This window comes from Robertmurraya mesotrionivorans (assembly GCF_050971805.1).
In the GTDB taxonomy this organism is placed as follows: Bacteria; Bacillota; Bacilli; order Bacillales; family Cytobacillaceae; genus Robertmurraya_A.
Window position 1 is genome coordinate 198,035 of record NZ_JBPCCH010000002.1, and the last position, 24,172, is coordinate 222,206.

At 38.9% G+C, this 24,172-nt stretch carries 28 protein-coding genes; 13 read left to right on the plus strand and 15 right to left on the minus strand.

Translation table 11 applies throughout. The features are described 5' to 3' along the window. The first annotated feature begins 9 nt into the window (after positions 1 to 9). Both ACRX5O_RS05085 and ACRX5O_RS05090 read left to right on the plus strand, forming a co-directional pair. A complete protein-coding gene (locus tag ACRX5O_RS05085) occupies positions 10 to 588 on the plus strand; it encodes a CBO0543 family protein (RefSeq protein WP_433904934.1) in 579 nt (192 codons plus the stop codon). Then, complete coding sequence (locus ACRX5O_RS05090; RefSeq protein ID WP_433904935.1) at positions 585 to 1,247, plus strand: phosphatase PAP2 family protein; 663 nt, start codon at positions 585 to 587, stop codon at positions 1,245 to 1,247. The genes ACRX5O_RS05085 and ACRX5O_RS05090 overlap by 4 nt, the downstream gene beginning before the upstream one ends. A gap of 17 nt (positions 1,248 to 1,264) precedes the next feature. Here ACRX5O_RS05090 and guaC read toward each other — a convergent pair whose 3' ends face one another. Next, positions 1,265 to 2,248 (minus strand): GMP reductase, encoded by a 984-nt coding sequence (guaC, locus tag ACRX5O_RS05095; protein ID WP_433904936.1) that lies wholly within the window; start codon positions 2,246 to 2,248, stop codon positions 1,265 to 1,267. A 169-nt stretch (positions 2,249 to 2,417) separates the two neighbouring features. On the opposite strand from guaC, the gene ACRX5O_RS05100 reads away from it, so the two are divergent. Both ACRX5O_RS05100 and ACRX5O_RS05105 read left to right on the plus strand, forming a co-directional pair. Further along, on the plus strand, positions 2,418 to 3,230 hold the full coding sequence (locus ACRX5O_RS05100) for an EcsC family protein (protein ID WP_433905200.1): 813 nt from the start codon (positions 2,418 to 2,420) through the stop codon (positions 3,228 to 3,230). Between the two features lie 86 nt (positions 3,231 to 3,316). After that, on the plus strand, positions 3,317 to 4,225 hold the full coding sequence (locus ACRX5O_RS05105; RefSeq protein ID WP_433904937.1) for a YqcI/YcgG family protein: 909 nt from the start codon (positions 3,317 to 3,319) through the stop codon (positions 4,223 to 4,225). Positions 4,226 to 4,257: 32 nt separating this feature from the next. On the opposite strand, the gene ACRX5O_RS05110 is transcribed toward ACRX5O_RS05105, so the two are convergent. Continuing rightward, entirely contained in the window at positions 4,258 to 4,830 is a 573-nt protein-coding gene (locus ACRX5O_RS05110; RefSeq protein ID WP_433904938.1) for an isochorismatase family protein, read from the minus strand. 125 nt (positions 4,831 to 4,955) lie between these two features. On the opposite strand from ACRX5O_RS05110, the gene ACRX5O_RS05115 reads away from it, so the two are divergent. Beyond that, positions 4,956 to 5,150, plus strand: a complete 195-nt coding sequence (locus tag ACRX5O_RS05115; protein ID WP_433904939.1) for a gamma-type small acid-soluble spore protein — start codon at positions 4,956 to 4,958, stop codon at positions 5,148 to 5,150. A 21-nt stretch (positions 5,151 to 5,171) separates the two neighbouring features. On the opposite strand, the gene ACRX5O_RS05120 is transcribed toward ACRX5O_RS05115, so the two are convergent. Further along, complete coding sequence (locus tag ACRX5O_RS05120; protein WP_433904940.1) at positions 5,172 to 5,492, minus strand: antibiotic biosynthesis monooxygenase family protein; 321 nt, start codon at positions 5,490 to 5,492, stop codon at positions 5,172 to 5,174. Between the two features lie 291 nt (positions 5,493 to 5,783). Further along, the gene (locus ACRX5O_RS05125; protein WP_433904941.1) at positions 5,784 to 6,527 is read right to left on the minus strand and encodes a hypothetical protein; all 744 of its coding nucleotides are present in this window, start codon (positions 6,525 to 6,527) and stop codon (positions 5,784 to 5,786) included. A gap of 277 nt (positions 6,528 to 6,804) precedes the next feature. Here ACRX5O_RS05125 and ACRX5O_RS05130 point away from each other — a divergent pair, with 277 nt between their 5' ends. Continuing rightward, positions 6,805 to 6,930, plus strand: coding sequence for a hypothetical protein (locus ACRX5O_RS05130; RefSeq protein WP_433904942.1), 126 nt, complete (start codon positions 6,805 to 6,807; stop codon positions 6,928 to 6,930). 45 nt (positions 6,931 to 6,975) lie between these two features. On the opposite strand, the gene ACRX5O_RS05135 is transcribed toward ACRX5O_RS05130, so the two are convergent. Both ACRX5O_RS05135 and ACRX5O_RS05140 read right to left on the minus strand, forming a co-directional pair. Continuing rightward, complete coding sequence (locus ACRX5O_RS05135; RefSeq protein WP_433904943.1) at positions 6,976 to 7,974, minus strand: DUF3231 family protein; 999 nt, start codon at positions 7,972 to 7,974, stop codon at positions 6,976 to 6,978. Between the two features lie 60 nt (positions 7,975 to 8,034). Next, positions 8,035 to 8,463: a hypothetical protein gene (locus ACRX5O_RS05140; RefSeq protein ID WP_433904944.1), complete on the minus strand. Its 429-nt coding sequence runs from the start codon at positions 8,461 to 8,463 to the stop codon at positions 8,035 to 8,037. A 90-nt stretch (positions 8,464 to 8,553) separates the two neighbouring features. Between ACRX5O_RS05140 and ACRX5O_RS05145 the strand changes: the two genes are divergently transcribed. Next, positions 8,554 to 9,033 carry a YhcN/YlaJ family sporulation lipoprotein gene (locus tag ACRX5O_RS05145; RefSeq protein WP_433904945.1) on the plus strand — a complete coding sequence of 160 codons (480 nt, stop codon included), beginning with the start codon at positions 8,554 to 8,556 and terminating at the stop codon, positions 9,031 to 9,033. A gap of 114 nt (positions 9,034 to 9,147) precedes the next feature. Here ACRX5O_RS05145 and ACRX5O_RS05150 read toward each other — a convergent pair whose 3' ends face one another. The 3 genes from ACRX5O_RS05150 to ACRX5O_RS05160 all read right to left on the minus strand — a co-directional run bounded on the left by ACRX5O_RS05150 (position 9,148) and on the right by ACRX5O_RS05160 (position 12,007). After that, a complete protein-coding gene (locus tag ACRX5O_RS05150) occupies positions 9,148 to 9,879 on the minus strand; it encodes a ZIP family metal transporter (RefSeq protein ID WP_433904946.1) in 732 nt (243 codons plus the stop codon). 97 nt (positions 9,880 to 9,976) lie between these two features. Continuing rightward, on the minus strand, positions 9,977 to 11,440 hold the full coding sequence (locus ACRX5O_RS05155; protein WP_433904947.1) for a potassium/proton antiporter: 1,464 nt from the start codon (positions 11,438 to 11,440) through the stop codon (positions 9,977 to 9,979). Positions 11,441 to 11,452: 12 nt separating this feature from the next. Next, positions 11,453 to 12,007 carry a tyrosine-type recombinase/integrase gene (locus tag ACRX5O_RS05160; RefSeq protein WP_433904948.1) on the minus strand — a complete coding sequence of 185 codons (555 nt, stop codon included), beginning with the start codon at positions 12,005 to 12,007 and terminating at the stop codon, positions 11,453 to 11,455. Between the two features lie 140 nt (positions 12,008 to 12,147). Between ACRX5O_RS05160 and ACRX5O_RS05165 the strand changes: the two genes are divergently transcribed. Next, positions 12,148 to 13,032, plus strand: coding sequence for a YitT family protein (locus ACRX5O_RS05165; RefSeq protein WP_433904949.1), 885 nt, complete (start codon positions 12,148 to 12,150; stop codon positions 13,030 to 13,032). Between the two features lie 40 nt (positions 13,033 to 13,072). Here ACRX5O_RS05165 and ACRX5O_RS05170 read toward each other — a convergent pair whose 3' ends face one another. Then, a complete protein-coding gene (locus ACRX5O_RS05170) occupies positions 13,073 to 13,744 on the minus strand; it encodes an SOS response-associated peptidase (protein WP_433904950.1) in 672 nt (223 codons plus the stop codon). Positions 13,745 to 13,887: 143 nt separating this feature from the next. On the opposite strand from ACRX5O_RS05170, the gene ACRX5O_RS05175 reads away from it, so the two are divergent. After that, positions 13,888 to 14,655, plus strand: coding sequence for a PAS domain S-box protein (locus ACRX5O_RS05175; RefSeq protein ID WP_433904951.1), 768 nt, complete (start codon positions 13,888 to 13,890; stop codon positions 14,653 to 14,655). Between the two features lie 51 nt (positions 14,656 to 14,706). Here the strand turns inward: ACRX5O_RS05175 and ACRX5O_RS05180 are convergent, their stop codons facing one another. Next, entirely contained in the window at positions 14,707 to 16,170 is a 1,464-nt protein-coding gene (locus tag ACRX5O_RS05180) for a SpoIIE family protein phosphatase (protein WP_433904952.1), read from the minus strand. Positions 16,171 to 16,415: 245 nt separating this feature from the next. Between ACRX5O_RS05180 and ACRX5O_RS05185 the strand changes: the two genes are divergently transcribed. After that, positions 16,416 to 16,793, plus strand: a complete 378-nt coding sequence (locus tag ACRX5O_RS05185) for a hypothetical protein (RefSeq protein WP_433904953.1) — start codon at positions 16,416 to 16,418, stop codon at positions 16,791 to 16,793. A gap of 91 nt (positions 16,794 to 16,884) precedes the next feature. Here the strand turns inward: ACRX5O_RS05185 and ACRX5O_RS05190 are convergent, their stop codons facing one another. Continuing rightward, positions 16,885 to 17,382, minus strand: coding sequence for a GNAT family N-acetyltransferase (locus tag ACRX5O_RS05190; RefSeq protein WP_433904954.1), 498 nt, complete (start codon positions 17,380 to 17,382; stop codon positions 16,885 to 16,887). Positions 17,383 to 17,559: 177 nt separating this feature from the next. On the opposite strand from ACRX5O_RS05190, the gene ACRX5O_RS05195 reads away from it, so the two are divergent. Then, positions 17,560 to 18,678 carry a CAP domain-containing protein gene (locus tag ACRX5O_RS05195; RefSeq protein ID WP_433904955.1) on the plus strand — a complete coding sequence of 373 codons (1,119 nt, stop codon included), beginning with the start codon at positions 17,560 to 17,562 and terminating at the stop codon, positions 18,676 to 18,678. A gap of 33 nt (positions 18,679 to 18,711) precedes the next feature. Here the strand turns inward: ACRX5O_RS05195 and ACRX5O_RS05200 are convergent, their stop codons facing one another. Next, the gene (locus tag ACRX5O_RS05200; RefSeq protein WP_433904956.1) at positions 18,712 to 20,070 is read right to left on the minus strand and encodes an amino acid permease; all 1,359 of its coding nucleotides are present in this window, start codon (positions 20,068 to 20,070) and stop codon (positions 18,712 to 18,714) included. Between the two features lie 154 nt (positions 20,071 to 20,224). Here ACRX5O_RS05200 and ACRX5O_RS05205 point away from each other — a divergent pair, with 154 nt between their 5' ends. Next, complete coding sequence (locus ACRX5O_RS05205; protein WP_433904957.1) at positions 20,225 to 20,359, plus strand: hypothetical protein; 135 nt, start codon at positions 20,225 to 20,227, stop codon at positions 20,357 to 20,359. A gap of 50 nt (positions 20,360 to 20,409) precedes the next feature. On the opposite strand, the gene ACRX5O_RS05210 is transcribed toward ACRX5O_RS05205, so the two are convergent. Then, positions 20,410 to 20,682, minus strand: a complete 273-nt coding sequence (locus tag ACRX5O_RS05210) for a hypothetical protein (RefSeq protein WP_433904958.1) — start codon at positions 20,680 to 20,682, stop codon at positions 20,410 to 20,412. Between the two features lie 183 nt (positions 20,683 to 20,865). On the opposite strand from ACRX5O_RS05210, the gene ACRX5O_RS05215 reads away from it, so the two are divergent. Then, the gene (locus tag ACRX5O_RS05215) at positions 20,866 to 21,531 is read left to right on the plus strand and encodes an HAD family hydrolase (protein ID WP_433904959.1); all 666 of its coding nucleotides are present in this window, start codon (positions 20,866 to 20,868) and stop codon (positions 21,529 to 21,531) included. Positions 21,532 to 21,683: 152 nt separating this feature from the next. On the opposite strand, the gene ACRX5O_RS05220 is transcribed toward ACRX5O_RS05215, so the two are convergent. Next, positions 21,684 to 23,573, minus strand: a complete 1,890-nt coding sequence (locus ACRX5O_RS05220; RefSeq protein WP_433904960.1) for a peptidoglycan D,D-transpeptidase FtsI family protein — start codon at positions 23,571 to 23,573, stop codon at positions 21,684 to 21,686. Positions 23,574 to 24,172 lie beyond the last annotated feature (599 nt).

Below are 24,172 nucleotides of genomic sequence, written 5' to 3' on the forward strand. Positions count from 1 at the left end.
GTGGTTACTATGGGCAATCGTGAAGAAAACCTTGAAGACGTTCGGTTCTTAGAAGATGAGTTATTTGTGTTAGATGCTAAAGGATGGCTTGAGAATGAATTTTTAACATGGGAATGGTGGGTCTTACTCAGTTTTTTTGTTGTTCCATGGATTCTTTGGTTTATTATGAAAAAAAGGAAATGGTTTGTGGAGTCTCTCCTGTTCGGTATGATTGTGATGAATGTGACTCTCCTTTTGGATACCGTGGGGATGCAGTTTTCCTTTTGGGAGTATCCGGTGGAGTTTCTGCCCGTCATACCAAGGGGTTTTCCATTTGATGTGTCCATGGTACCTGTTGCTTTTATCCTGCTATTTCAATATTTTCAAACATGGAAGTCTTTTATTATTGCCCAAGTCATCATGGCAGTCGCCTACGCCTTTGTCGGTGAACCCTTTTGTGAATGGCTTCACTTCGTTCGGTATATCAAGTGGAATTACTTGTATTCCTTCGTTTATTACATTATTCTTGGAATTGTCGTCCGAGCACTTATTTTAAAATGTATGATGGTGTCAAAACGTTATTATGAAAAAAACTGGAGTCCTTCATGATATTAAAAACTCAACTACTCATCGCATTTATTATCAGCCTAGTCTCTTTACTAGCATTTAGTGTGATGGCACTTTTAGTAGAAAGAAATACCATTGTCTCTTTTGATAGCAGTATCATTTCTTATGTTCAAGGTTTAGAAGCTCCTTGGTTGACCACTATTATGAGATTTTTCACGTTTATTGGGGATACCATACCAGTGATACTCCTTACATTTGTCAGTCTCTTTCTTCTTTACAAAGTATTGAACCACAGAGCTGAATTAGTATTATTTTTAGCGGTCATGTTAGGGGCGAATATTCTTTTCCTCTCGTTAAAAATGTTCTTTCACCGGGCAAGACCTGATTTGCATCGTTTAGCTGAAGCGAGTAATTATAGCTTTCCAAGTGGTCATGCAACCATGGCCTTCGCTTTATATGGGGTACTAACTTTTCTTTTGTGGCGTCATATTAATACCTCCTTTAAACGGACGATTCATATCATTTTGAGTGGTATCGTGATCCTTTCGATAGGTATTAGTCGAATTTATCTCGGTGTTCATTATCCGAGTGACATTTTAGCGGGGTATTTTATTTGTGCTTTTTGGCTTATGTTAGCCATTGGATTTTTCCAGCGATATAAGGACAAAAGAAATAGGAAAGTGAGCAGCCCCTTTGGGTAATGCTCACTTTCTTTTTGTTAATAGACCTTATCTCCGTTAAAGATCGAGTTCTTCACAATCACATAATCAACCGTTCGAATCGCTGACAGCTTGTTTCCTCCTGCATACGATATAGATGATTGTAAATCTTGCTCCATTTCGATCAACGTGTCCTTTAAAGATCCTCTGAATTCCACATGCATTTTCTTTCCTTCGACATTTTTTCGTTCCCCTTTTTGGAATTCAGAGGCAGAGCCGAAATACTCTTTATACTTTTTCCCATCTTTCTCTACTGTTTCTCCTGGTGATTCTTCATGACCCGCAAACAGCGAACCAATCATGACCATGGAGGCACCAAAGCGAACCGATTTAGCAATATCGCCGTGAGTCCGAATTCCCCCGTCTGCAATGATTGGTTTACTAGCTGCTTTCGCACACCATCGAAGGGCCGCTAATTGCCATCCACCTGTTCCGAAGCCTGTTTTTATTTTTGTAATGCAAACTTTCCCTGGTCCAATTCCAACCTTCGTCGCATCAGCACCCGCATTCTCCAACTCTCTTACTGCCTCTGGTGTTCCCACATTGCCTGCAATCACAAAGCTAGAAGGCAAATGCTTCTTAATGTGGTGAATCATATTGATCACCGCATTCGAATGTCCATGCGCAATATCAATCGTTATAAATTCAGGAGACAGATTTTCCTTTGCTAGTTGTTCAATAAATGGATACTCCTCTTCCTTTACACCAACACTAATCGAGGCGTACAACCCACGTGCCTTCATATCTTTTACAAAATGTATTCGCGTTTCTGGTTGAAAACGATGCATAATGTAAAAATAATTATTTTCTGCTAGAAACACGGAAATTTTTTCATCCACAATGGTCTGCATATTCGCAGGCACCACCGGCAATCGAAACGTATGACCACCAAACGTCACACTTGTATCACACTCCGTCCGGCTGTTTACGATCGATTTGTTTGGGATCAATTGTATATCTTCATAATCAAATGCGTTATCCATCACTATCACCTCTATGTATTGAATAATCTTAGTATGACCTTTCCCCTCTTAATCATGTTTTTTGGAAGATAGTTTTGAAACCTTTTTACAGGTAATCACGTATCAAATGATTAGAATAATGATGAAAATGAAAAACTGAGGAAAACGGAGAGAAATAAGGATGATTATATTGGAAAAGGAAGAAGAGTTAAAAAAAGAACTTGCTATTATTGAACAATGGGAAAAGGACCAAGGGAATTTGTGGATTTGGGAACGACTTGGAAGACTTCCTTTTAAATTACTAGATAAAATTACCCCGCAGTTTGTTCACAATAAAGTGGGAGTTTTATTAGATGAAATTGGAAATTACATTCAAACTGGTGGAAAATATTTAGTATCGGAAAAACAGCTATTTGAGCTCATCGAAAAAGAAACAAACCAATCAATAGAGAGCATAGCGGAGATAAAAGAAATCCCTCTTTCCACTATGAATACGGTAAGTCAAAAATTAACGGAAAACCGGAAAAAGGTCGCAACGGTCCAAGGAGCAACAACAGGAATCGGAGGAATCTTCACTCTCGCGATTGATGTACCCGCGCTTTTAGCCATCTCATTAAAAACACTGCAAGAAATCGCCATCATTCACGGCTACGATCCAAACGAAAAAAGCGAGCGAATCTTTATCATCAAATGCTTACAATTTTCATCAGCTGATATTGTTGGAAAAAAGGCTATTCTCAAGGAGTTATCGGGTTACTACCAAAACGGCAGTCAATCGGGTGAAATGATGTCTCAGCTTCAAGGCTGGCGAGAAGTCGTGTATACATACCGAGATCAATTCGGATGGAAAAAACTCTTTCAAATGGTCCCTATCGCAGGAATGGTATTCGGCGCCTTCACCAACCGCTCGATGATTAATGACCTGGCAGAAGTCGGAGTTATGCTGTATCGGAAAAGAAGAATTATGGAGCGATTGGGAGTTACGTCTGAGGAGCAAGCGTAAGCTGGTTCGATTTTGGGGTTGATCCATGATGGGTGGTTTGAAGACCGTTTATGGATTAAATATTGTTCTGAAAGGTCTTCATTTTCATGATGAAGACCTTTTTTATCTTGAATCTTGTTACGAATGGTCTTCATGGGCTTAATCCTCAGTTTAGTTATTCACAATCGCCCAATTTCACTAGGACATTCATCCAGCAAAAGCTTTTTGGAATATATTATAAAAGCTTTTGTGAGGTGATCATTATCAAAGGTTTATATAAAGATGAAGTGATATTACGAGAACAACTAGCCCCATGGGAAAGAAATGCTCTCGAAAAATTCGAAGCAAAAATGACGGATAAAGAAAGACCATTCCCTTGCATACCAGCTACTATTGGATTTTCCACTAATCAACTTCGCTATGGCTTTGTAGGTGATCCAAGAGACTCTTCTTCTATTCATGAACTAGCAGAACTATTAGAAACGTTCACAGAGGAATCAAAAGGTATTGGTAACTATACGTCACTTATTGTTTTTTATGAAATTCCAAAAGAAGTAGAAAAAACATATACAGTGGAACAGTTTGAACAGCTGTTTTGGCAGCAATTAGGTGGTCTTTCCGCGATTGACGGGATGCTGTGGCCTGAAGACGTTCCTACTGATCCTCATGATCCGGTTTGGGAGTTTTGTTTTCATGGGGAAAAATACTTTATGTACTGCGCCACCCCCTCTCACCAAAATCGACAAAGCAGGCATTTTGATACGATGATGCTTGCGATTACCCCAAGATGGGTGTTACAAGAATTTGGTAAACATGCATCTTATGCCAAAAATATTAAAAAGCGGGTACGAAAACGCTTGGCGAAATACGATTCTATTTCAATCCACTCCGATTTAAATAGCTATGGGTCAGAAGATAATTTTGAGTGGAGACAATATTTTTTACGAGATGATGATACGTCATTATCCAAATGTCCGTACCATCGCTTCTTAAATTTTTTTAAACTAGATAAATAGCGCAGAGCTCCCCCCTGCGCTTTACATAAAAATTAAAGCTGATCGAGTTGATTAATAATTTCATCAGTTGTTAAAATCGTAGCAAATTCTTTGTGGAGCATAGCCAATTCAAGCTCTTGAACCGTATCAGCAGAGTGCTTCTTCCCTTTGTGATCGGTAATCTCAAAAGCAGCAATTGCATCTGAAACAAGATAGGTTTGAAGCCCGAGGTTCCCACTCATTCTTGTGGTGGTTGATACACAATGCTGTGTAGAAAGTCCTGTGATAACAACCGTTTTTATTTGCTGCTCACTGAAATACGTTCCCAGCTCTGTTCCTATAAAGGCACTGTTCACTTGTTTCGTAAAAACGGTTTCATTTGGTTCTGGTTTGATCATGTCTTTAAACTCTGTTCCTTCCTTGTTCGTATGATGTAGTGGTGATTGGGGTTGAACGGAAAGATGCTTGGAGTAAATGATCGTACCCTTCCTCTTCCTCCACTCCGCTTGCAAACGAGCCATGTTTTCCTCTGCCTTGGGATTGTTCCTTTTGCCCCAGTATGGATCATCAAACCCTTTTTGGACATCTAGGATGAGTAACGCTGGTAAGTTGATTAATTTGGTCATAAAATAACTCCTATCTTGATAAACTTTTTCTACCACTTACATTGTTTGCAAGTTAAGATGCTTCCATTACATAATTTCAGCGTTTACAAGAAAGAGTAAGAAGATAGTAGTCAGGAGGTTATTATATGGATCACAAGGAATATACAGAGGTTGGAACGGATATCAATGAGGTCAAAAGGCAGAATGCCGAATCCGGCTTGTCTTATAATGAAGTAAAGGCGTTACTGGCTCAAACAGGTGGCAAAGGAACTAGTCAGTACAGTAATACGGATATAGAGGAAATCAAAAGAAGAATTCATGGAAAAGACATCCAATCTTAGTCGGATGTCTTTTTTTACAATTCAAAAAAAGCTTTGTCTTTCGACTTTGCACACTCTTAAAGAGAAAGACTGATACCATTCGGATTTTCCCTTTTCCTGTGCGATGATGTGTGCGGAATGCTCTTTCCACGCTTGAATCGCTTCGATGGAGTCCCAGTAAGATACCGTAATTCCCAATTGTTCATCTCGGGCACTTTCTACTCCTAAAAAACCTTGTTGGTTGGAGGCTAATTCGACCATTTTATTGGCCATTGCTCCATATCCATTGTCCCCATCCGTTCTTTGCGAGGAAAAAATCACCGCGTAATAAGGTGGCTCTGGTGTTTTTGTTATTACACTCATACAGGTTGATCCCCCTTCTATCTATCGCATAAGATGTGAAAGAAAATATTGAAAACCATAAAATCCAATTGAACTCAGGCTCGTCACTAATAATGCAATCAATATGTATGGGTTGTCTTTGTTTGGTTTTAACAAATAAAAAATAGAGAAACCCAGTCCAATGACAAAAAAGACCAGCCAATACCATTCAAGAAAGGTATGTTCAAAGTTTACTAAAAAATTGACAATGTAAAATAAGTTAATCCCTAGTAATAAGTAAATGCTGATTTTCTTCAAAGTAACACCTTCTTTTTATGATTGAAAATATGCTCGTAAGTAACACTTCATAGCTTCTATATTTTCAGCAAACTGACGGTGGCGATGACCGTTTCCACCAGAAGGATGCGGGAAGCCGCGGAGAATTGTATGCTCATTGATGAGCTCTTTTTCAATTAAAAAATCGAGCAGTTGAGAAACATTCACACCAAGTGGAATGAGTAAGGGTTTGTCTATCATGTTAATTTCTTGAACAAACCCCTCTTTTATATAAGACAAAAGGGTATCTGTTCGGATCATATTTGGTGTAGAACCATTGTAATTTTTTCCTCGATAAAACACTGGATACTTTATGACCGAATTGGTTTGAACCAAATGAGCGTGTGTATCAAACAGGTTCGTGGATGATGGAATTTCTAGATATTTATGTAGCCCCAGCTCATCCAGCATAGTAATCAGATTCTTCCGCATAGGCCCTTGAAAGCTCGACTGTTTTTTCACTTCATGTAGTAGTTTTTCGTCGGAAATCTCTTGGTCGCGATGATTCCAGATCGTTGTATAGGATTGCTGCATTTGAAAGTATCCGGGAGTGATCCCAATGATAACTATTTTGGCAGTGTTGTTCACATATTCAAAGGGTGCATAGTAGATTTCAATCTTCTTTTTCTCGTTTGATTCCAGTAGAAAGGTGTCTGACTTAATCGTGTCCTCTGCGATGTACGGCAGGGATTGAATCTTTTGTTTGTATGTGTTGAATATCGAGTTAGCTGCGATTGGCATGGTGGTGGGACTCCTTTATGACATGAGATCCGATGGTTTAGATGTCTTTTATTGTACCATGTGGTGGGAATTGTTGGGGGTGTTTGGTGGAGTTTGTGCTTTGTTTTTGGAAATTGAGGGAATTGAATGCTGGGTTAGTGCCCTTGGTCTACTAATATATGGATGATGTTCTAAACTCAAACTTAGTCCCCTGCAGAAGAAACTTCCATTAATATGTAGGATAAAAAAATCCACTGTATGCAAATAATAACTCGACTACATAGAAAGGAGTGAAACCATGACCAACCGAAACGATAACCGCGAACGTAAAAATAAGTATCCGAACAACAAAAAGCAAGATACAGAATTCTCAAGGGAAAAAGATATTCGTAGTGAAATTACAAAGAAAGACTTAAATAAATAACACAAAAACGCTTGGGTGTGAAGTGCTACCTAAGCGTTTCTTTTTCTATTTCGTTAGTTCATCTCTGTCGATCGCATGAGGCGGTTTTTCCATCCAGCGATGTTTGATATTTATGTTTGTTCCATCTTCCGCAAACTTTCCTACCTCTGTTATCAACCGAGCATACATAGAAGCAATATCTCTTCTTGGAGATAGTGACATCGCCACTCCATAGTTCCCCATTCCTGCCTCACTCAATAAACCTACATGAAACATCATGAGTTTTTCTGAAAATGGTAAGTCGGTAGAGCCTGTCACCTCTTGGTCCCATGTCATAGGGGCAGGAAGGAAATTGGAGTGAAGGTACTCACTAAAAAGGGTGATATGTTTTTTACATATCTCGACTCCTCGTAGCATAAACTCCTTAACTTCTTTTTGTTTCGCCACCTGTGCTAAACCTAAGCAAAAAGTCTCTCCTAGCTTATTTGTTTGAATATTGGCATATAAATGTGTGACTTCTAGTCCGGTCAATGGCCTTTGTTCACCAAACCAGCCAGCTAAAAAGCTTTGTTTTTCTACAAATTCCACTTTTGAAGGGTAGGCTAGGTTGGGAGACCTAGTTTCAAGTCCTTTCGACAGTAAAACATTGGTGGATTCTTGAAACAAATCCATCGTTGACGAGATACAAGACATATAATATTCACGTATATCATTTCGGAACACATTTGGTAAAACTGCACTGTAAGTAGCAAGTCCTCCCTTTGTCATATGCTTCACATATTGCAGGTAAAAGGAGTCAGAAAATAATCGTTCCGCATTTGGATACACATCTTCATTGGTAAAACCAAGGGGAACGGGAATTCCTTCTCCCTCAAAAATTCCAGCAATTTTCCTGACATGTTGATTGGATAAGTCCATGGCGTGCTCTAATACCTGTTTGATTTCCAAGTCATCTATATGATTCAGAAAATAGGTAAACACGCAGATAGACATACTATCGCCCATGTAGTTTGCCCATAGATTCGCTACCTCTGATGAAGTCAGTCGTATATTATGCTTTTCCATTGTCATACCTCCGTTTCCACTAAAAGTATTTTTTTATGGGAGCAGCCATTCTATACGGCTTTAGTGATATTTAAACCAAACAAACCAGCCGCTGCCTTCTTTTTTGGCAATAAAGATCTGGCCTTGGCTTCCACTGGCAGCTTTCACTTTCGGGAAATGCAAACGCACCAGCCAGGATCGGTCTGCCACCTCTTTGCCGCAAAAGTGTTTAGCCATACCATAATAATCTTCTTCCTCTTTTTTACCTTCTGTCTTTGGAAAAGGGGTTAGTGAAACTGTCTCCCATTCTGAATAAAGTTCTGGAAATTCTCCCACTTCATAGGCAATCGGAACAAGAAGGTGTAACGCTTTTTCCACTTCATGTATGTTCTCTATGGAAACGACTTCAAGTGTATAGGGATCTGGACATTCCTTTGGCTGTGCATAGGTGGTGTTAGAAGTAACGATGATGGATCCGAATAAGAAAATTCCAACCACATATTTGATCACATGTATCACCTCTTTCCTAATCTTTCCTAACTTACATAAATTCAGTCAAATGGGTAACTCTATGAATGATAATTTTTAGGAGGGATAAATATGAAAATGTTCAAATGGCTTTCTATCCTTACGTTGTCATTTGTCTTAACTGCTTGCGGCGCGGATAGTGCGGCTGATAACAATGACAATAAGGAAGATGACAGAGGAACAAAGGTTCAGAACGTGGATGACGAAAACAATGACTCGAGGATGCGAGTGGCTGACAAAGCGCAGGACAAAATCGAAAATATGCAGGAAGTGCGCCATGCGAATGTGATTGTGACCGATAACAATGCCTATGTTGCTGTTGTGTTAGAGGACAACACGAAGGGCGATGTTCGAGAGGAGTTAGAGAAAAACATTTCGGATCAAGTAAAATCAACAGACAAAGGAATCCGAAATGTTTTTGTATCTAGTAATCCGGACTTCGTTGATCGCATGGGAGATTATGGTGACAAGATTCAAAAAGGTGAACCTGTCAAAGGATTGTTTGAGGAATTTACAGAGATGGTTCAACGTGTTTTTCCTAGTGGACGATAAAATAGATAAGGGCGATGATGACCTTGTGTGAGACAAGTGTTATCATCGCCCTTATTAGTGAGTAGTATTTTGATTATCATGGGTTTCGGCATGATTAGCATCAATTAATCCATCTTAACGAAAAACCTCTGTCACAATAATCATAGACACAAACCCAATGATAAATGCCCATGTGGATGCCCTTTCGTTTCCGTCTCCATGGCTTTCTGGAATCAGCTCCTTATATACCACAAATAGCATGGAGCCCGCTGCAAATGCTAGTCCATACGGAATGATCGGCTCAAACGTATCCCCCAAAAGCACTCCAATTAAACCTGCAGACATTTCAATGACACCAGTTAAAGTAGCAAGCAAAATAGAACGATGAACACTAACTTTTTGACTCAATAGAAACAATGCAACCAAAAATCCGTCTGGGACATTCTGCAAGCCGATGGCAAACGATACAAGCGACCCTACCTCATGGTTTTCACTGGCATTACTTATCCCTACGGATAGTCCTTCAGGTAAATTATGAAGAGACATGGCTACAAGAAACAAAAAAACGACTCTGTTTTTTCTTGATGATTGCTTCGAATGGTCGAGGTCAACATGCGGAATCATACTTTCCAACAAGGTTAGAACGAGTGTTCCAAACAAGATTCCAACCACCAAAACGGTTACGTTTGATAGCTTAATAGCGTTTGGAATTAACCCGTAGGCAGATGCAGCGACCATGATTCCCGCTGTAGAAGCTAATAACACATCTTTTCCCTTATGAGAAACATCTTTTACGAGTAAAATAGGCAAGGCACCTAAACCGGTACATAATGATGAGACAATGATTGGGAGTAAGGACATGGACAACCTCCATTTGTTTATATACCCATCATATGTTTAATTGTGCCAAGCATTCATGAAAAAATAGACAGCTATTCTTTCATGAATAACTGTCCGTTTTTTATTAAAACTCATGATCCTTAAACATCTCTTTTAACTTCCCGATGCAACTTCTTGGTGTGAGGATATAAAGAATATCGCCCTCTAGTAAACAAGTATCCCCTCTAGGTGTGACCAATTTATCCGAGCGAATAATGGCGTTAATTAGGACATTCTCTGGAAATAAAATGTCTACAATTTTTTTATTCACTAATAAATCTTCTTTATGGATTTCGTACTCGATGATTTCTGCATTGGCTTTTCCGATGGAAACAAGCTCTAAAGAATGAGCAGGGGTGGTCTTTTTTGGTCCCGTTAGCCCTAGTTTATCTGCTAGTAGTAAGATGGTCGACCCTTGAATCAAAGCGGATGTAAACACGACAAAGAATACGACATTAAAGATCGTCTGGCTATCAGCAATTCCCGCAATCATAGGGAATGTTGCCAATACGATGGGTACCGCCCCGCGTAATCCAGCCCAAGATACAAAGATTTTTTCTTTATGATTAAAATCCATTTTTATCGTTGAGACGTATACCGCGATCGGACGTGCAACAAAGATTAAAGCAACTGAAATGAGTATACCTTTTACCATCACATCAACAGTAAAAAGCTGAGATGGGAAAACCAACAATCCTAGAATGATAAACATTAATATTTGCATCATCCAGGCAAAACCTTCATTAAAACGGAAAATGGACGTTTTATAGGTTAAGTCAGAATTCCCTATAACAAGAGCTGCCACGTATACCGCTAACAATCCACTCGCGTGTGCCAACGCTGTGGAACTATAGGTTAGTAAGGCAAAAGCTACTGCAAAAATGGGATAAAGTCCACTAGAATCTAGATTAATACGATTAATAGCCATGGTTGCTAGCTTCCCGAAGATTACCCCAATAAGTAATCCCATTCCCATCTGCCAAAAGAAAGAAAGGATAAGTAGGAAAACGTTCGCTTCATCTATCGTCAACAATTGTATAAACATTAGCGTTAAAAACATGGCCATTGGATCATTCGTACCAGATTCAGCTTCCAAGGTTGATCCAAGTTTAGGGTTAATGTTCTGCCCTTTTAATACGGCAAAGACAGCAGCCGCATCGGTAGAACCTACGATGGATCCTATTAAAAATGCTTCCAGCCAAGGTACATCAAATAATAAATTTACGACGACAGCTACCACGGAAGTTGTAATCAATACCCCTACTGTTGCAAGAGATAACGACGGCTTCAACACAGATTTCACTGTCGTCCATCTCGTCTGCAAACCACCTTCAAACAAAATGATAATAAGTGCTAGTACACCAATTAGCTGAGCGTATGTGGCATTATCAAAGTAGATGATTCCTAATCCATCACTTCCAACGATCATGCCTACGGCTAAAAAGAGAATCAAGGCTGGCATGCCAAGTCGACTCGAGAATTTGGTAGTGATGATTCCTATAATAAGAAGTAACGAACCTAGTAAAATCGAGTAATCAATATTAATCATGTTTTTTCCCCCTTATAAATTCACATCGATTTCTGTTTTGATTTTCTCCTCCTTTTTGATTCCTAGATATTTTAATGTCTCAGAAGATGATGTATGGTGAAAGATTTTCTGTAGCAGTGCAATGGCGATTCCTTTTTTGTAAGCATGATAACCAAAGGTTTTTCTCATGGAGTGTGTTCCGATATTCCCTTCAATCCCCACATGTTTTGCCGCTTTATTGATGATTCGATACGCCTGTTGTCTGGTGATGGGGTCGTTTGTTTTAGAGGATTTGAAAACATAGTCACTATAATGATAGGAAATTGAGGAAAGATAAAGAGAAATAGCGTGTTTTACTTTTGCATTTACATAGATAGGGATTTCCTGCTCTTCTCGTTCCATGAAATTCTTAATACTGCCATTTTCGTTTAGAATGTCGCTCCACTTGATGGTCAAAATTTCACTAATTTTTAATCCTGAATTAATTCCAAGAACAAATAGTAAGTAATCTCTAGACGATTGGTCTTTTAGATACTTTTTAAGGGCTTTTATTTTTGCTGTATCACGAATCGCATCTACATATTCCATACTGACTGATTCCCTTCTTCTGAGCATATAATTGGTAACATAACCTTATTATATTATATACTTATGTTACATACAAATATGTTGTTTACAGGGATCTTATGTTTTATTTATTACATTTACTAGAAAAGGTGTGATGGGTTTTGACAGATTTAGCGTTAGAAAAAAGGCAACACCGAAGATTATCTGTACTAAGAATTGTTCAAAGGGGAATTTTTATAACCATTGGGGCCTTGTTAATGGCTGTAGGGTTAGAAATATTCTTGATTCCTAACCAGGTTATTGATGGTGGTGTAACCGGGGTTTCAATTATGCTGTCGCATATCACTGGTATTAAATTGGGGATCTTTCTTTTCATACTAAACTTACCTTTTGTATATTTAGGTTATAAGCAATTTGGAAAAACTTTTGCGATTTCCACGGTGTATGGAATTATCATGTTATCCCTTTTTGCAACATTCTTTCATCCAGTTCCTGCATTCACCGATGATATCCTACTAGCAACGATATTTGGTGGTATTTTCTTAGGGATTGGTGTGGGACTAGTTATCCGAAATGGCGGAGCACTTGATGGAACAGAAATACTTTCAATCGTGATTAGTAAAAAGGTTCCTTTTTCCGTCGGTGAGATTGTTATGTTTATCAACTTATTCATTCTTGGTTCTGCCGGTTTTGTGTACTCTTGGGATCGTGCCATGTATTCGATTTTAGCGTACGTGATTGCTTCAAAGGCGATTGATATTGTCATTACTGGGATGGAAGAATCTAAATCGGTTTGGATCATTAGTGACTTCGCACATGAAATCGGGGATGCGATCAATGACCGTCTTGGTAGAGGGGTTACCTATTTACACGGAGAAGGTGCCTATACTGGGGATGATAAGAAAGTCATTTTTTGTATCATTACAAGGTTAGAAGAGTCAAAAATGAGTAGTATCGTCGAAGAAATTGACCCCTCTGCTTTTTTAGCGATTGCAGATATTGCAGAGGTTAGAGGCGGAAGATTTAAGAAAAAAGCCATCCATTAAAACGATAAGACCTCCTCTCATTTTTCTGAGGGAGGTTTTTTTACAAACTATTCATCGGTTGAAGGATTTCTGGAACTTCATTTTTTGGACTATTTACTAATGAAGAAATCTCATACTTCATCATTTCCTCAGCTGGATAAGGTGTTAAAAGAGATTTTAGAACAGAGATATCTTGGTTATTCGAGTCTAACCATGTGTCGTAGTCTTCTTTTTTTAAAATTACTGGCATTCGATCGTGAACATCCTCAGTCACTTCATTTGGTGCTGTCGTAATAATCGTGAATGTGACAAGTGGTGACTGCGCATCCTTTTTCCACACATCGTAAAGTCCCGCAAGAGCGAATGGCTTGTGGTCCTTCATCACAAACCGATACGGATGTTTCTCTTTCCCATTCTTTTTCCACTCATAAAAGCCGTCACTTAAGATGAGACATCTCCGCTGTTTGAAAGGTTGTTTAAAAGATGGTTTTTCATCTATTCCTTCACTTCGAGCATTAATCATTTTATACCCTATTTTTGGATCATCTGCCCAATACGGGACCAAGCCCCATTTGAGATATGCTCCTTTTCGTGCCCCTTTATTTTGACCAATCGCTAGCACCATTTGACTTGGAGCAATATTGTATCTTGGACCAATTTCCTCAAAGAATTCAAATTCAAACTGCCTTTTCAGATTATATATTTCTTCGGTTAAGGAAAATCTCCCGCACATGGAATGTTCACCCCTCTCACTAGATCATTCTATATGTTTCATTATAGCGATTTTCAATCCATTTTATTATTATTCATAATTATCTTAATTCCTTGATAATTATGGTATGATACTTTACCCTTAGTTACAAGGGAGTGAACATCGTGAGTGAAGATCTTTCAAAAATCAATTACTGCCAGATCGTTGAATATTCGTTAGACCCCGTTATTATTCATACAGATTTAATAATAATTTATATCAACCACGCAGCAGAGACTTTTTTTAGAACAACCAAAGAAGAGGTTATTGGCCTTAGCCCACTTGATATTTTTCAAGACTTCTCCAAGGCAGCCATCGAAAAAAGAATACAATCCGCTTACGAAACACCCATGCCAGTCATTGAAGAAACCGTCTATCGAATGGATGGAACAACGGTAGATATTGACCTGTATTGTCATCCGGCCCCGCTTGGTGATCAAAGAGCGATTCAATCCATCGTATGGGATATCACAGGAAGAAAAGAAAATGAAAAGAACCAAAAACAAATGTTGAAACAAATTAACGAATTATCTGCAACCCTTGTGCCTTTTTCAAATGAGATATCGGTCCTTCCGCTCGTAGGAGCAATGGATGAAGACCGAGCTAGGCAGCTTCTTGATGACATACCGATTAAGGTACGAAAACAAAGGGTTCAATGCCTAATCATCGACTTTTCAGGAACTTTTAATTTAGATTCCTTAGTTGCTGATACACTATTTAAAATCGTTCATGTTATGTCACTTCTTGGTGTAAGTACCATTATTACCGGAATGAGACCCGAATTAGCTAAGCTCGCAGTAGTGCAAGGATTAAACTTATCGTCGACACACTCCATGGCCACCGTTAAAGATGCGATTGGTTATTTTCAAGAAGATAAAAAAGACCAAAATTGATATTTTTGGTCTTTTCTTTTGATCTATTTAAATAGGTGTCCGGATGTTCTCTTATTCCCCATTAATATCAATCACGAGTAAACAGGTATCATCCGGTTGCCGCGGGTGATTTTTATACTCTATCAGCAGCTGGTTTTTCGCTTCTTCTATGTCCTTTTCTTGGTTAGAGACAAGAATTTCTTCCATAACTCTAAGCTGTACTCTTGGATCATCACTAATGCCTACCATAAATCCATCAGTATATAACACGAGTCTTCCTTGTCCTTCAAAGGAAATCTCATCGGATATGATTGGCAGATCTGCTACAAGTCCAATCGGTGGACACGTGGAAGCGATTGGTACGACTGGTTTCCCTTTCACCTGCCATAGTCCTGATGGATGACCTGCATTAACATATCGTATCCTTTTCTGTTTCGTATCAACTAAAAGATAAATAGCTGTAAAATAAAACGGATTTTCACTTCCTTCAAACATTGAATTCATATGATTAGAAAGTTCCTTCATTACATTAATAGGTTCACTTATTCTCCCTAATACTCCTTGAAGATACGATTTTATCGACATGCTTATAATAGAAGAAGAAACTCCATGCCCCATCACATCCATAATAAATATCCCGTACTGATCTTTGTCAGTTTTTAACCAATAATATAAATCACCTGACAGCTCTTCGGACGCTTTATAAAAGGAAGTTATGTTTACCCTCTCGTTATGGATAGGCAGAGGTAGTGATTTTTCCTGTACCTTTCTTGCTAAGTGTAACTCTTTGAGCTTTAGTTTAAGGAAGTCTTCGTTTTCTTTTCGAAATACGGAATAGGTAATTCCAACGATGATTACCGTCATTACTATGATGGCTAATAAAAGAAAATCTGAACGAACACTAAAGTGGAATGGCGTGTGAAGCACACTCACCTTTTCTATATGATACATGGTGCCTGGTTTCAGGTAGCTATAATGCATACCACTAATGGCAACGCCCATTAATGCAGCGATGGGAAAAGCATAAATATATAATCGTTTGCTTCCGACTTTCGAAAAAATATACATGGCGAGATACGATGCAGTAATAGTGATTATAATTGATAAAAACATGTTTACAACGCTATGGTCGAAATGCACATTGAGCCCAAGCATCCCGAAAAAGTGCATGGAAGCTATCCCCAGTCCCATTATAACTGAGGCACATATTAACCGTAACTTAGTCATTTCTTTGTACAAAATAAATAAAAAAGCAAAAAAGATCACGGTGACGGTGATGACTAAAGAAAAGATTGTTATTAAGACATCATAGTCAAAAGGTACCTCTGACTTTATAGCTAGTATTCCCATAAAATGCATCGTCCAAATTCCGCTGCCCCAAATAAACGAACTTGCTAGTACCCACTTCTTCTCGCGTTTTTGTTTGGAACCTACTACTCTTTCTATAAGTTCAATCGTAATAAAAGAAGCAATAATGGCAACAAGCACCGAAACAATAACGATCGGATAATTATACGATAAATAAGTATGTTCCACTCTATTTTCCTCGATTTTAGAATTCGTAATATTCTCATATTCTATCACAATGTCAAACAATGGATATAGTAATTCTTTCTTATATTTAGTACTTTAGTCCCCGGGACTTTAGATTGCTATTTTATCAAAGATTCTCTTAGTTTAGTCGTGTAATTAATGGAAAAAGCAAACCGAATGCTCATGGACCTATTTTTAATATAATGAATATACATAACAAAGGTATGGAGTAAGGAGTGACCTGAAAAATGCATGAAAAAGAGGACCAGCAGAAGCAAACGAAATTAGCATTGGAAAAACAGGTAGAAGCCAGCATTTGGATTCAGTTCTTTGCTTTACTTACGGAAGCGATAGCAGTAACGAAACTATATGATTTAGAGGAAAAGAGGCCAGGTTCACAGGATATCGTTACTGGAATCTGGATTCAAGTGATTGGACAACTAATAGAAGCCATTGGTGTCACTCAACAAAATTTAGCAAAAAACAATAAATCCGTCCTTTCTGGGCAGAGAACCGCCATAAATGGGGATTGGTTACAATCCATGGGGGCAGCTGTGGAGGCGTCGGGTGGAGAACGGTTTATTAGAGACGAAATTGCTAGAGATAGTGAAGGTTTTGTACCTTAATATATTTATAGGGTGTACAACAAATGTGTTTACACCCCTGATAAACAAATGCTCTTATTTTACGCGGTTTCAAATATCGTCTCAGGTAAGTTCACTTCCCCCTTTTCATAAATTTTTGATATTTGCAATGATCATCTGTTATTCCTATCAACTCAAATCCATTATTCTGGTAAAATCGATTCAATTTTTCATTGTCTGCGACACAATCCAATCTTACAATCTCTATCTCTCTTGTAGATAGCCACTCAATCACTTTTTCACCAATTCCCTGACGCATATAGGCTGGGGAAATGGCGAGTCTATGCAAATAGGAAGAATTTACAGGAAAATCATCTCCCCAAATATGTCGGTCCCATTCCCCTGCCTCTGGTAAAAGAGTGAACGTAGCTATAAATATTTCATCTTTTTCGACGATATAGGTCAGTCCCTTGGAGATCCACTCTTTCAGCTCGTCATCTTCTCCTTCTAATAAAAAACTCCATTGGTTGATACTTGAATCCTTCATCCATAGCGCAAGTGTTTTTAATAAATGCTGAATCTGTTCGCTATCATCGGTGGTCGCCACTCTTATATGTAAATCTGAACTCATACATTCCCTCCTCCATTGTTCGGTTTTTATATTACAACAAATTTTTCCACTTTCCTGCAAGTTCGTTTTACTAACACGAGGAAAGGAACATCGTTTAGAATGGAAATACGTATGGGCCATGAATCTGGTAGCCATAATGGAATAGATGGGATTTTTGATAGAAAGTGAGGAGAAAATTTGAGACGACTTTTTCTCTTAGTTATATTATTGTTTGGTTTGAATTATTTATGGAATTCGTACGGAAAAGAATTGGGAATTGGAGCTATAGCCGAGGATCTTAACATACATGTAGATAATATCGAGCTACCTGAACTTTTGAACGACTTATATATTGGCATTGCTGGCAGCATAGGGTTTCTTGAGGAAAAGGTTGAAGAACTGGCTGAGGAACAGGTGCCTTCTGAAAAAGAAGTCCCTTCTCCCGATCTGGAGTCATCCTCCAATCAAGTTTTTTCGATTTATAATATCGAACTCGGTGAATCGAAGACAGGTATCGAAAATATGTTAGGAGCACCCAAGCGTTCTGAGATGAACGAGTATGGAACGGAATGGCATACGTATCATGACAATTACCATAACTTTGTCAAAGTCATGTACAATGACCAGCAACAAGTGATTGGCTTGTACACGAATCAAGATTTAATTTCATCCACAAACGGAATCAAATTAAACAGTCCAAAACAAACCGTTCGTGACACATTAGGACAGCCAATAACACGATTGCAAAAGGGATTAGTTTTTTATCAGCTACAAGAAGACAGCGATTATGACATGTATGAGCTTGATGACACATACGTAACGATCTTTTATGATGTGCATGAAGAAAATACGGTAACCGCCATTCAAATTTTAACCGAAGATGTAGAAAACAATAAAAAATCGATTTATTCAGAGCCTAGTGAAGCATTAAAAGAAGGATTTGAGTTGCAAATGTTTGATTTGGTCAATGCGACGAGGGTCAATCATGGACTTCAGGTCCTTTCATGGGATGAACATGTGATGCTAACGGCACGGAAGCATAGCTCGGATATGGCCGTAAATAACTATTTTGATCATACGAATCTTCAAGGAGAGACTCCTTTTGACCGAATGGAAGAAGACGGCATACGGTACACCTTGGCAGGAGAAAATCTAGCGTACGGTCAGTTCAGTAGTATTTTTGCACATGAAGGATTAATGAACTCTTTAGGTCACCGAAAAAATATAATAAAGTCTGGTTTTGAGTACTTAGGTGTTGGAGTGGCCTTTAATGAGGAAGCACAGCCTTACTACACACAAAATTATTACTCGAATTAAAAGCGGTCTCCATATTGAGAGACCGCTTTGTTGTTATTTCTTTGTTTTCAATCGATATCCTACGTAAAGGATGAGAAACCATACAGGTGCCACATATAAAGCTTCTCTCATGCCGTCCATGAACGCCATTAACACAATAACAAAAGCCAGGAACACAAGTGCCACATAGTTCGATAGTGGATGAAGAGGCATTTTAAACGCTAATTTTCCAACCTCTTCTTTTGTTTTTGATTGCCTAAACTTTATTTGTGTAAGTAGAATAATCGTCCAGCTTGTAATTACAGCCACTGTCGCTACAGAAGAAATAAACATAAATACTTTTTCTGGAATAATATAATTAAGAAATACAGCAACTAATAGAAACGAAGCCGAGAATAAGATTCCACGTCTTGGCGTTTGATGCTTGTTTAACTTACCAAAGTATTTAGGGCCATTATTTTGTAACGATAAATTGTAAAGCATTCTCCCCGTGCTGAACATTCCGCTATTAAAAGCAGACAATGCAGCCGTTAACACGACAAAATTGATAATATGTGCTGCGCCTGGTATTCCAATTTTATCAAAAATTAAAACAAACGGACTGCCATTGGAACCAACTTCATTCCAAGGATATAAAATCATCATAATTCCTAAAGCACCAATATAAAAGATTAAAATTCGCCAAACGACATTGTTAATCGCAGACGGAATCGACTTGCGTGGATCCTTCGCTTCACCCGCCGTGATCCCTACTAGCTCTACTCCTCCAAAAGAGAACATCACCAAAACTAAAGATAATAAAATTCCATCAATTCCATTCGGCATAAATCCGCCATGAGCCCAAAGATTGTCTAGACCCATAGGTTGTCCACCATTTCCAAACCCAAACAAAATGATCCCTAAGCCAACTAAAATCATTCCGATAATAGCCACAACTTTAATAAGCGCTAACCAAAATTCAAACTCTCCAAAGGCTTTTACATTCATCAAATTAATCAGTGTAACGACAATTAACGTAGCAAGTGCCGTCACCCACTGAGGGATATCTGGAAACCAGTAATTCACGTATACGCCGATGACCGTGATTTCGGCCATTCCGACAACCACCCACATAAACCAATACGTCCAGCCCGTTAAGTAGCCCGCAAACGGTCCTAAGTAACGATGAGCATAAGAACTGAAGGAACCAGAAATCGGTTCATCCACCGCCATTTCCCCTAATGCTCTCATGATTGTAAAAATGACAATTCCTCCGATTAAATAAGAGAGAAGAATCGAAGGACCAGCCATTTGAATAGTTGCACTCGATCCATAGAATAAGCCAACTCCAATCGCTCCTCCTAGCGCAATCAGCTGGATGTGCCTGTTGTCTAACCCGCGCTGTAACTTCTCACTTTCGTGATGTTTCCCCACAAAATACTCCACCCTTCAAAAACTGTTTATCTTATCAGAATATACAATCAATCCGTACTTTTCCATACGAAAGAAAATTGGCAATATTCTTTTTTTATTATATTTGTATAGAATTTCCCATTTATAAAAGTCTAATAATAGGAGGTGTTTTTTGATGACTAGTAAAAAACAAAGCTCGAATGACATTAAATATAGTATTTGGGAAACTCGTACGGATGAAAAGAATTCCTATAGCGGTAACAAACAAAAAGAAGCAATTGATTTACCAGATCCTAAGGAAAGTAAATAATATCAAATGATTAAGCCAAAATTTTTTTGGGATTTTGGCTTTTTTGTCATTTATTTTTCTAACCTTTCACCTTGAAAATGGTCATACCTTTTCATGTGATCAATGGTTCCTTCAATTTGCTCCATTAAATCATGAAAGAGTTCCACTTCGTTTACCTTTTTAAAATTTTCTTGATCCACCGAATGTAAGAGAGCTAGAACGGCTTTTAATTTCATATCATCTTGACCAGGAATCCGAAACGGCCCTTTAACCTCTCCTTCCACTTCAACCTTACCTGAGGCGCTTTCCATTCGAAACTGAAAGGATTGTTTTTCAACTGTCATAATCGTACACCACCATATCATGTTGATAGTAGTTATGGTAACCTATTTTTCGAAAACAACAACTAGCAACAGTTGCCCCTCGTATTTTGTTGTCAAATGGGTAATCAGTGAGTAATAAGTTTCTTTCACATACGAATATGGATATAATGTATTATAACCTATTGTAAAAAACTGGAGGGAATTATGTATAAAGCGATTATTTTTGATTTTGATGGATTAATTGTGGATACCGAGTCCGTTTGGTATGACGTGACCAAGGAGGTTATGCTAGATTACGGCTGCGATTTAAAGCTCGAGAACTTTGCAAAATACATAGGAACAACAGGTGGCGGCCTGTACGACGAACTGAACGCCATGTCCAAGCAACCAATTGATCGGGAGTTAGTGAAATCAAGAACAAATGAACTCTATCAGCAAAGAAAAAATCAATTTGCTCTTCGTGAGGGAGTGTTAGACTATCTTCAAGCAGCGAAAGAACATGGGTTAAAGATAGGACTTGCCTCAAGTTCAAATAGAAAATGGGTTATTGAATATTTGGAAAGATTTCAAATTCTAGATTATTTCCAAGTGATCAAGACCTCCGATGACGTTCAAAAGGTAAAACCTGATCCCGAGCTGTATGTAAAGGCTCTTCAGGAACTAGGAGTCGAGCCAAACGAGGCACTTTGCTTTGAGGATTCCTTAAACGGACTAACGGCCGCAGTCGGAGCCGGACTTCACTGTGTGATCGTACCTAACCCAGTCACACAATATTTGGACTTTAAAGGTCATGTCCACCGACTAACTTCCATGTCTGAACTATCATTTGACGATTTGCTAGACCATCTAGCGAAAAAACAAAGCAAATAACGTGGAATAAGCCAGTTTCCTTTTTGAAGGGAAACTGGCTTATTGATTTTTCCCTAAAGAAAATCCCTCGAATAAGGGTCCGTGAAAAGGCTCTAACCATTACAGCATCCTTCTTCCTATTAAAAAAACCAGCATCCAATTTAGACGCCGGTTTACTTATTTTCAAAATAAAAATCAAGTATTCTCTTTCCGATATACTTATTAATTCCACTGCTATCATTTTCTGCATTTGGTACAACGATGGAGATCGCGATTTCAGGATTGTCATATGGTGCGTAGCCAACTAATGTTAGGTTATAGTTGTAGCCACCCTTTCCATCTGACACCTGAGCCGTCCCTGTTTTGCCTGCTGGATCATACGGGATCCCTTTAAAGTAGGAGGCTGCGGTTCCCTTTGACCCGATCATTACTCGGCGGAATCCTTCTTGTACGCGTTCAATATTTGACAACTCCATATCCACCGTGTTTAACACATTCGTTTCAAACTCTTCAATAACTTCACCTGACTCACCACTTTCATGGTCCGGCTCGCGTACCTCCTTCATCAAGTGAGGCTGCACTCGCTTTCCATCATTTGCAATGGTAGAAACGTATTGTGCTAGCTGAAGTGGAGTATACGTATCAAATTGTCCAATCGCAAAGTCCATTAAGTTCCCTAATTGTTGAACCCCGCCATTGTAGCCCGTTGCTTCACTCGGAAGATCAATTTCCGTCTTCACTCCAAGACCGAATTGGTTAAAAAACTTTCTCATGGTCGCATACGCTTCATCAGGATCGTGAAAGCCTTCCTTCTTCGCATAATCATAGTTTCCTATTTTCATGGCGATATGGAACATATACACATTCGATGATCGCTCGAGAGCAGTTAGGTCATTAATGGTTCCCATATTCACGTATGACTTTTTCGTTGGAGTTCCAGCAATTTTTATCGGACTGTCGAGGAACGTATCTCCTGGAGAAATCACTCCAGTTTCATATCCCGTTAACACGGTTGCCCCTTTAACTGCCGACCCCATCGCATAGGCGTTATATAATGCCCCGTACGTTTCATCACTCATCGCACCATTTTCTTCACTTTTCCCAGCAATCGCAAGAACTTCACCTGTTTGAGGATTGGTTACGACCGCATAGGCTTCACTCGCGCCACTGTCCTTTTTTATCTCTTCCTCTATGATTTTCTCTGCTTCCTGCTGGAGAGCTAAGTCAATCGTGAGGACCAAGTCTTTCCCAGTTGCCCCTGGCGTCACATCCCCTTCTATGAGGGTTCCCGTTTTATCTTGAACATATGTTTGTTTTTCCTTGGTACCGCGAAGCCAGGTTTCGTATTGTTGCTCAATGAAGCTTGTCCCAACAAGGTCACTCAATTGGTAGCCGTTACTTTTATACGTATCGGCTGCTTCTTCTGGAATTTGACCCACATTGCCAAATAGCTGACGAAGCGTATTTCCGTATACATATTTTCGTGTGGAGTCCACTTTGACCTCGAAACCAGGAAGTTCTTCAAGACGCTCATTGATGATGGCCATTTCTTCTGTTGTTAATCCCATCTTGATTCGTTTGATCGAAGAGCTATCCACATCCATTTCTCTTTTAATCGCAAGAACTTCCATTTCCGCAGCAGTGATGGTCGCTAGCTCTTCTTCCGTAATTCGCTCCAAAATCAGTTGATACTCTTCGTTGTCATCTAGGTTTGCTTGTTCTTCGGCTGTCACCTTCGCGTATGCTTCTTCTTTTCTGGTAAAAATCCAATAATCTTTTTTGTCTCTCTCTTTTACATTTTCCGTACTTACTTCTATTAATCCAGCAATCTTTTGTGCCAATTCAAGCCGTTCCTGCTGGTTGTGCTCGTTCGAAGGATTGATGTACGTTAATGTAAAAATGGCCTCGTTTTCCACCAAAACATTTCCGTCTCGGTCATATATCTTTCCGCGAGGAGTCGTCCAGGTATAAACAGTGGTCGTCGTCTTTTCACTTTCTTTCGCGTATTCCTCTCCTTGGACAATTTGTATTTTTCCCAGTCGAATAATCAAAGTCGAGAACATCAAGAAGACCACGAAAAAGAGAATATTCATCCGAGTAAAGAGTATCTTGTTTTTTCTCTTCTCCCTCATAACAGCTTATAAGTACTCCTTTCATAAAAAAGGGAATCGAGTCCCAAGTTATCATTCATACGTGTATGATAACTTGAAAATATGAACAAATTATGACGGAAATTTTACTAGAGGATGAAGGTTTTGATGGCTGTCTTTTGGATCATTTGGTTTTTATATGATGAATTTCACTTACTGCCGAATCTTGGAGGAAATGATGTTCATGCCCCTGATGAACGTCATTAGGATGGGGGATTCTTGATAAAATAATGTTCATACCCTTGATGAACGTCATTAGGATGCGGATTCCTGCTGAATTGATGTTCATACAAGCGATGAACGTCATTAGCTTGGGGGATTTTTTCTGTAATGATGTTCATACCCTTGATGAAGGCCATTAGCTAAATCAATTCTTAAGATAACGGTCTTCATAACGTGGATGAAGACCGTTAGAATTCAGTTATTTTTAAAAAATGGTCTTCATCAACCGTATGAAGACCACTAGCAAGGAGAATCCTTTTGATAACGGTCATCATTATCCAATGCCTCTC

Excerpts from the sequence above, each read along its gene's own strand:
- ACRX5O_RS05085 (WP_433904934.1), top strand. The coding sequence starts at position 10 with ATGGGCAATCGTGAAGAAAACCTTGAAGACGTTCGGTTCTTAGAAGAT.
- ACRX5O_RS05090 (WP_433904935.1), top strand. The coding sequence starts at position 585 with ATGATATTAAAAACTCAACTACTCATCGCATTTATTATCAGCCTAGTC.
- guaC (WP_433904936.1), bottom strand. The coding sequence starts at position 2,248 with ATGGATAACGCATTTGATTATGAAGATATACAATTGATCCCAAACAAA.
- ACRX5O_RS05105 (WP_433904937.1), top strand. The coding sequence starts at position 3,317 with ATGATGAAGACCTTTTTTATCTTGAATCTTGTTACGAATGGTCTTCAT.
- ACRX5O_RS05110 (WP_433904938.1), bottom strand. The coding sequence starts at position 4,830 with ATGACCAAATTAATCAACTTACCAGCGTTACTCATCCTAGATGTCCAA.
- ACRX5O_RS05115 (WP_433904939.1), top strand. The coding sequence starts at position 4,956 with ATGGATCACAAGGAATATACAGAGGTTGGAACGGATATCAATGAGGTC.
- ACRX5O_RS05120 (WP_433904940.1), bottom strand. The coding sequence starts at position 5,492 with ATGAGTGTAATAACAAAAACACCAGAGCCACCTTATTACGCGGTGATT.
- ACRX5O_RS05125 (WP_433904941.1), bottom strand. The coding sequence starts at position 6,527 with ATGCCAATCGCAGCTAACTCGATATTCAACACATACAAACAAAAGATT.
- ACRX5O_RS05130 (WP_433904942.1), top strand. The coding sequence starts at position 6,805 with ATGACCAACCGAAACGATAACCGCGAACGTAAAAATAAGTATCCGAAC.
- ACRX5O_RS05135 (WP_433904943.1), bottom strand. The coding sequence starts at position 7,974 with ATGGAAAAGCATAATATACGACTGACTTCATCAGAGGTAGCGAATCTA.
- ACRX5O_RS05145 (WP_433904945.1), top strand. The coding sequence starts at position 8,554 with ATGAAAATGTTCAAATGGCTTTCTATCCTTACGTTGTCATTTGTCTTA.
- ACRX5O_RS05155 (WP_433904947.1), bottom strand. The coding sequence starts at position 11,440 with ATGATTAATATTGATTACTCGATTTTACTAGGTTCGTTACTTCTTATT.
- ACRX5O_RS05160 (WP_433904948.1), bottom strand. The coding sequence starts at position 12,007 with ATGGAATATGTAGATGCGATTCGTGATACAGCAAAAATAAAAGCCCTT.
- ACRX5O_RS05170 (WP_433904950.1), bottom strand. The coding sequence starts at position 13,744 with ATGTGCGGGAGATTTTCCTTAACCGAAGAAATATATAATCTGAAAAGG.
- ACRX5O_RS05185 (WP_433904953.1), top strand. The coding sequence starts at position 16,416 with ATGCATGAAAAAGAGGACCAGCAGAAGCAAACGAAATTAGCATTGGAA.
- ACRX5O_RS05190 (WP_433904954.1), bottom strand. The coding sequence starts at position 17,382 with ATGAGTTCAGATTTACATATAAGAGTGGCGACCACCGATGATAGCGAA.
- ACRX5O_RS05205 (WP_433904957.1), top strand. The coding sequence starts at position 20,225 with ATGACTAGTAAAAAACAAAGCTCGAATGACATTAAATATAGTATTTGG.
- ACRX5O_RS05210 (WP_433904958.1), bottom strand. The coding sequence starts at position 20,682 with ATGACAGTTGAAAAACAATCCTTTCAGTTTCGAATGGAAAGCGCCTCA.
- ACRX5O_RS05215 (WP_433904959.1), top strand. The coding sequence starts at position 20,866 with ATGTATAAAGCGATTATTTTTGATTTTGATGGATTAATTGTGGATACC.
- ACRX5O_RS05220 (WP_433904960.1), bottom strand. The coding sequence starts at position 23,573 with ATGTTCTCGACTTTGATTATTCGACTGGGAAAAATACAAATTGTCCAA.